The sequence below is a fragment of the Psychrobacter sp. AOP3-A1-26 genome (genome assembly GCF_052378235.1).
Classification (GTDB): Bacteria; Pseudomonadota; Gammaproteobacteria; order Pseudomonadales; family Moraxellaceae; genus Psychrobacter.
This window is the reverse complement of the sequence record NZ_JBQSXN010000120.1, coordinates 1-5,911: the sequence shown is the minus strand read 5'-3', so window position 1 is coordinate 5,911 and position 5,911 is coordinate 1. Positions and strand designations below refer to the sequence as shown.

Annotated in this window: 5 protein-coding genes; all 5 read right to left on the bottom strand. The window is 44.1% G+C overall.

The window, feature by feature from the left end; translation table 11 throughout:
- Positions 1 to 174: 174 nt before the first annotated feature.
- Positions 175 to 522, bottom strand: coding sequence for a PilZ domain-containing protein (locus tag ACT3TU_RS13325; RefSeq protein ID WP_192524751.1), 348 nt, complete (start codon positions 520 to 522; stop codon positions 175 to 177).
- A gap of 65 nt (positions 523 to 587) precedes the next feature.
- Positions 588 to 1,736: a DNA polymerase III subunit delta' gene (locus ACT3TU_RS13320; protein ID WP_192524752.1), complete on the bottom strand. Its 1,149-nt coding sequence runs from the start codon at positions 1,734 to 1,736 to the stop codon at positions 588 to 590.
- Positions 1,737 to 1,832: 96 nt separating this feature from the next.
- Complete coding sequence (gene kdsB, locus ACT3TU_RS13315; protein WP_192524753.1) at positions 1,833 to 2,642, bottom strand: 3-deoxy-manno-octulosonate cytidylyltransferase; 810 nt, start codon at positions 2,640 to 2,642, stop codon at positions 1,833 to 1,835.
- Between the two features lie 37 nt (positions 2,643 to 2,679).
- Positions 2,680 to 3,837, bottom strand: coding sequence for a tetraacyldisaccharide 4'-kinase (gene lpxK / locus ACT3TU_RS13310; protein WP_192524754.1), 1,158 nt, complete (start codon positions 3,835 to 3,837; stop codon positions 2,680 to 2,682).
- Between the two features lie 73 nt (positions 3,838 to 3,910).
- Positions 3,911 to 5,701: a lipid A export permease/ATP-binding protein MsbA gene (msbA, locus tag ACT3TU_RS13305; RefSeq protein ID WP_192524755.1), complete on the bottom strand. Its 1,791-nt coding sequence runs from the start codon at positions 5,699 to 5,701 to the stop codon at positions 3,911 to 3,913.
- Positions 5,702 to 5,911 lie beyond the last annotated feature (210 nt).

Below are 5,911 nucleotides of genomic sequence, written 5' to 3'. Positions count from 1 at the left end.
TTTATTTACTTTAAAACCGATACAAGTGCTGCTGGAGTAAATTTTCCGCAGCCTCTATCACGCCTGCGAACAGCAAGCAAGAAAAATTAGCACCAGTAGCACGGGATTATTAACGCATCGATTTTATTTAGAATTTACTATAGTAGTAAACACGATCGTTGATAGTAATAAAAACTACATGGTATAAGTGGATTGTAAGCTATCGATTTTACCCGCCAATAAGCGCTCTACTTCGTTTTTTATTCTTTGTCCAGTAACATCACTACCAATTTGCACCGCAAAACCTGCTGGTCGACCACTTTGGGTCTTTGAGTTAATCCAGACAATTTTACCGTTCATCGGTAAGCGCTCGCTAGAGTTGGGCAAAGTTACCGCAATAAACACTTCATTGCCTAATTGTTGAGGTTGATTAGAGGGCACAAATAACGCGCCGTTACTGACAAAGGATAAATAGCTGGCATATAAAGTTTCGATATTTTCAATATGGCAGGTTAAAATCCCGCCGCGTCCTGGCATGGCCATAATCAGCTTCCTTTGTTAAGTAAGTATAATATAGTTCTATCAGTAATTAAGCTATATACAAAACGTTATAAATAGGCCAATTCTTGCATTAGCCTATCATAGGCAAATTTTTCTTGCACATTTTGTTGTAGCGCAATTTTAGTCTGTTGTAAGCTATCAGCAAATGCTGCTACGGCACTATCGGCGGGTTGATAGTCTCTTAATACTACTGATAGATTGATGTCTTTTTGCAGCTCACCAAGTCCAAGGCAGACGCGGCGCATATCGAGTAACATCATCTCAGACAACTGGATAAACGCGGTTAAATCCAGCTGGTTTTGCCAATAATCACTGGCGGCCACACTACTGCGCTTACCACTACGTAATGCTTGCCACGTCGTCAGCCATAAAGCGCGCTTGCTATACCACGGTGTTTGGGCCAGCGCTATCGCCGCTAAAGGCGCGCCATTTGCCAACTGTACAAGCTGCTCAATCTCAGCTGTACCGACCGCTTCTCGATTGACAGTAGACCCAAGTACTTGGGTCACATAATCAATGCCGATAGCAGGCTCAATCGTTTGCAAGGCCAGCTGCTGCACACGGCTTTTGATAGTGGGCAGCAGCTGGGCAGGTGTATCACTAATCAAAAACAAATGCACTTGGGCTTGTGGCTCTTCTAGGGTTTTTAGCAGCGCATTTGCAGCAGCAACTGTCATTTTCTCAGCGTGATCTAACACGCAGATTCGCATTCCCTGCCCGCCTTGATAAATAAAAGGTTGCAAGGCACGAATGTCGTCAATTTTTGTCTTAAGACTGGCACTGTTAGTAGCGTTTTTATTGGAATTGCTAGCTTTCTTATTTTTAGCGGCGCTGTTCGATTTATCTTTATCAGTGCCATGGTCTGCATTGGTTGGCATACTCACCAGCGGCAACACTTGCAAGCTTGGATGTGTACCTGACCTGAGCCACTGGCAGCTCTCACAGGAACCACAAGCCCCTGCTGGATGACTATCACGCTCACGGCATAATAACCAAGCAACCAAACGCCAGACAAAAGCGCGCTTACCCATCCCTTGCATCCCTGCAGCCAGTAATGCATGTGGCAAAGATTTCTGCGCTGTCGAAACGCGCTTGGTAAGCTGCGACCACAGGTCTTGCTGCCATGGCAACAACGGCGCAAAATAAATCTTATCTGAGGTATCTATTGCGTCTGTATTTCCCGTTATGTTACTCATAGCTACTGCCCTATAACACTGCTTAATTTTTGAAATACTGGGATATAGCGTGTTACTGACGCTTTGAATGGAGTTTATATTTTTACTTAGGCTATTTTAAATAGGATTTTGAAAATCCATTAAACTCATGCTATTCAAACGATCTAAATCTTCTTGCGTATCGACACCAGCAGGTAACTGACAGGCAGCGGCGGCGATAGCGATATTTCCACCATTTTCTAAAACACGTAGCTGCTCTAAGCTTTCAAGTATTTCAAGCGGCGTTTGCGGCCAATGTACAAACTGCTGTAATAAGCGAACACGATAAGCATATAACCCTAAGTGACGATACGCATTTTTTGGTGGGTATTGGTGATTCTCGCTGGCCATTACCACGTCGCGATCACAAGGGATGGGCGCTCGGCTAAAATAAAGTGCACGTTGCAAATCATTAAACTGTTGGCTCACAACCTTTACCACCGATGGGCGCATAAAAGTCTCATAATCGTCGATAGGCTCATACAAAGTCGCCATCACGCTAGCACTGTCTGCCACCAGTAATGCTCTAACTTGCTCTAATAATAGTGGCGGCACAAGAGGCTCATCACCTTGCATATTCACCACGATATCCTGGTCAGCCCAGCCTTTAATCGCCGCAACTTCAGCCAAACGATCCGTCCCCGAAGCATGCTCGCTACTGGTCATTACCACATCGAAACCCGACTCTATACATACCTTAGCGATACTCTCGTCATCAGTGGCGATACACATATCATCCGCAAAATGTGCCGCCTGTGCTTTTTCAGCGACCCACAGTATCATTGGCTTGCCATGAATACTCAATAATGGCTTGCCAGGCAACCGTGTACTTTTGAAACGTGCGGGAATGACGATATGAGTTTTTGCGGGTGTGGCGACTGGCGACATGGTTATTCCTATAACAATCTTATGGTTTTAATGCATTTTATATGGTTGATTTTAGCTTTTTTATACTTTTAACATCGATATCCAGCGTCTTTAATTGCTGCTGTAAGTCATCATAACAGCTGTCAGACAATACGGCTGTCACTGGCAGTATCCATAACCTAGATACGAGATTTTTATATTCGTCATTGAGAGCTTGCTCAGCGGTATATTCTAATAATAGTGTTTTTATCTTTACCGCATCCTTACTAGTGACGACGATGGGGTAATCGCTATATTGTAAAAGCTCCGCTAGGTTAAAGTCATAATGATCAGGGTAAGGATGACCTATGACCTCGAAGCCCAGCAAGTTTAAGGTATCAAAAAACCGCTGCGGATAACCAATACCACTCACCGCATGTACTTTACTGCCTTTTTCAGGGGCGCTATCATTTATTAAATCATCAGTCACTTGAGAATCAGTGACGGCCAGCTGCCACAAGCGCTGCATCTTGTCAGGCTGTAAATGCATGGTTAGGCGTTTAGCTTGATGCTGATGGTTATAAGCATCGCTATCATCTTTACCGTTAGCCGCGGGCTCTGTCGCTTGCTTTTCGTGATAAATGACAGTTGCCCCTTGTAAGCGCGACAGTGGCTCACGTAAAAACCCAGTAGGCAATAATTGCCCGTTACCAAACCCACGCGCCGCATCGACCACAATCCATTCGATATCGCGTTGCAACGCATAATGCTGCAGGCCATCATCGGCAATAATTAATTGTAAATCTGGATATGTATCAAGCAAAGTCGTAATTGCTTGCTGACGATTGGGGCATACTGCCATGGGTGCATCGGTCATGTTGACGATTAAGCGAGGCTCATCACCCACCACATTCGGTAAACTATTTACGTTGACCAACGCTGGCATCTGGCTGGTATCACCGCCGTAACCGCGACTGATAACACCTACATTAACGCCTTGCTGCTGCAGGTAACTGACCAATTCAATAATTAAGGGTGTTTTACCGCTACCGCCAACACTGATATTACCAATAACCATAATAGGAATTGGCGCACGATAACTACTTAACACCCCAACCTTATAAGCTTGACGACGTAGCATGGTTATTAGACCGTACAACCAGCTAATAGGTAATAACAGCCATAACCATGCGGCTTGACGTTGCCATGCCCGGGTCACTGTCGTTTCAATACTCATAATGGCTAACCAATTTTTATTGATTTAGTACGACGTAAGCGTCCAAAGTTACCAAAAAAACAACCCAGTAAATCTATTCAAAATCTCGAGCATACATTTGCGCATAATGACCTTGTAGTTGCATCAACTCTTTATGCGTACCCAGCTCGACAATTTGACCACCATCCAACACCGCGATACGGTCAGCTGATTCAATAGTGGTTAAACGATGGGCAATAACCAGCGTCGTACGGTCTTTCATAACATTATCAAGTGCTTGCTGAATATAATACTCTGACTCATTATCTAAAGCACTAGTGGCTTCATCTAAAATCAAGATGGGCGCATCTTTTAGTAGCGCCCGAGCAATCGATAAGCGCTGGCGCTGTCCGCCAGATAATTGCAGACCTTCGGCACCAATTTCGCTTTGGTAGCCATTGGGCATTTGCATAATAAAATCATGAGCAAAGGCGTCTTTTGCAGCACGCTCTACCTCAGCCTGCGATTTATTGGCTAGGCCACCATAAGCAATATTATTAAATACCGTGGTATTAAAAAGTACGACTTGCTGATTGACCATGGCGATTTGAGCACGCAAGCTTTCTAATTTGATATCTTTGATTGGTATCCCATCCAAGGAAATCTGCCCTGAAGAGGTCGCCAAAGTACGCGTCAGCAAATTGACTAAAGATGATTTACCAGCGCCACTGCGACCTACCAATGCCACCGTTTCCCCTGCTTTTACATTTAGCGTAAAGTCACGCAAGGCTACAGTCGAATCTGGATAAACCAAGCCAACATTATCCAAGTGAATCTCACCTGATAATGCCGAGCTGACAACACCTGTGTCCTCTTCTTCTGGCTCATCCAGCAAGGCAAAAATTGACTCACCCGCGGCGATGCCTTTTTGCAACTTTTGGTTGACATCCGTCAACGAGCGCACTGGCTTGCTGAGCAGTCCTGCAGCGGCAATATAAGAGATAAACTCACCTGCCGAGATATTGTCTATCACCGCTGGGCGTAGCGCGAGCCAAACCACAACTGACATTGCCATCGCCATTAATAGCTGCACGGCTGGCGTATTAATACTATTGGTAACGACAACTTTCATGCCTTGGCGCAAGTTCTTTTTTGAGGTTTTATCAAAACGCTTGGATTCGTAGGCTTGTCCGCCATAATTCTTCACCACTTGATAGCCACCAATGACTTCATTGGTAATATGACTGACATCACCCATCGTCTCTTGGATACCTTTTGACAGCTTCAAATAGCGCTTAGAAGCCACCCGAATCAACCACAATATAGGGGGCAATACAACAAACAAAATCAAGGTCAAGCGCCAATTGCTATACAGCAAAAATCCTATCAACGCCACAACTGTCAAGCCGTCACGCAGCAAGGTTTTCATTGAATCCGTACTAGCGGCAGTGACTTGCTCAACATCAAATATCAGCTTAGACGAGATAGTACCTGCTGGATTGGCCAGATAGAATGAGCTTGGCAAGCGCAGCAACTTATTAAAAACCTCTACCCGCAGCTCATAAACCAGGTTGCGTGAGACTAAGGCTGTATAGTAATTACCTAAGAAGCTCCCGACACCGCGCACAAAGAACAACCCAACGATGATAAATGGAAATAAATCTTGTTTGCTTTGATCGTTCTGGTTAATAGCGTCAGTAATATATTGCAATAACTTAGCAATCCAAATCTCTGTCGCCGCATTAATCGCAAAACCCAAAACAGTCAGTAGCAATGCCCACCAATAGGGTTTTAGATACCTCAATAAGCGAACCAATGTTTTATGCTTAGGTATATTTGATGGGGGCGCTATCGATGGTTTTTTAGCAGATATGTCTTTAGAGTCAGGTTGATAAGCTTGGCTCATAAAAGCCTCAATTTAGATATCATGAAATGAATGGACTGCGCTTTACGACACCGTTTCATAGCGATGCCAAAATAGTCAGGTCTAAATAATACCATTCACAAAAATTAGAGTAGCAAGAAAAACGAGTGCAAGTGCTAGGCACTGTAGACTAAACGAGTTTGACACGGCTAATCGTACTTTTTGGTCTTAGTATAAAAAATACATTTATAT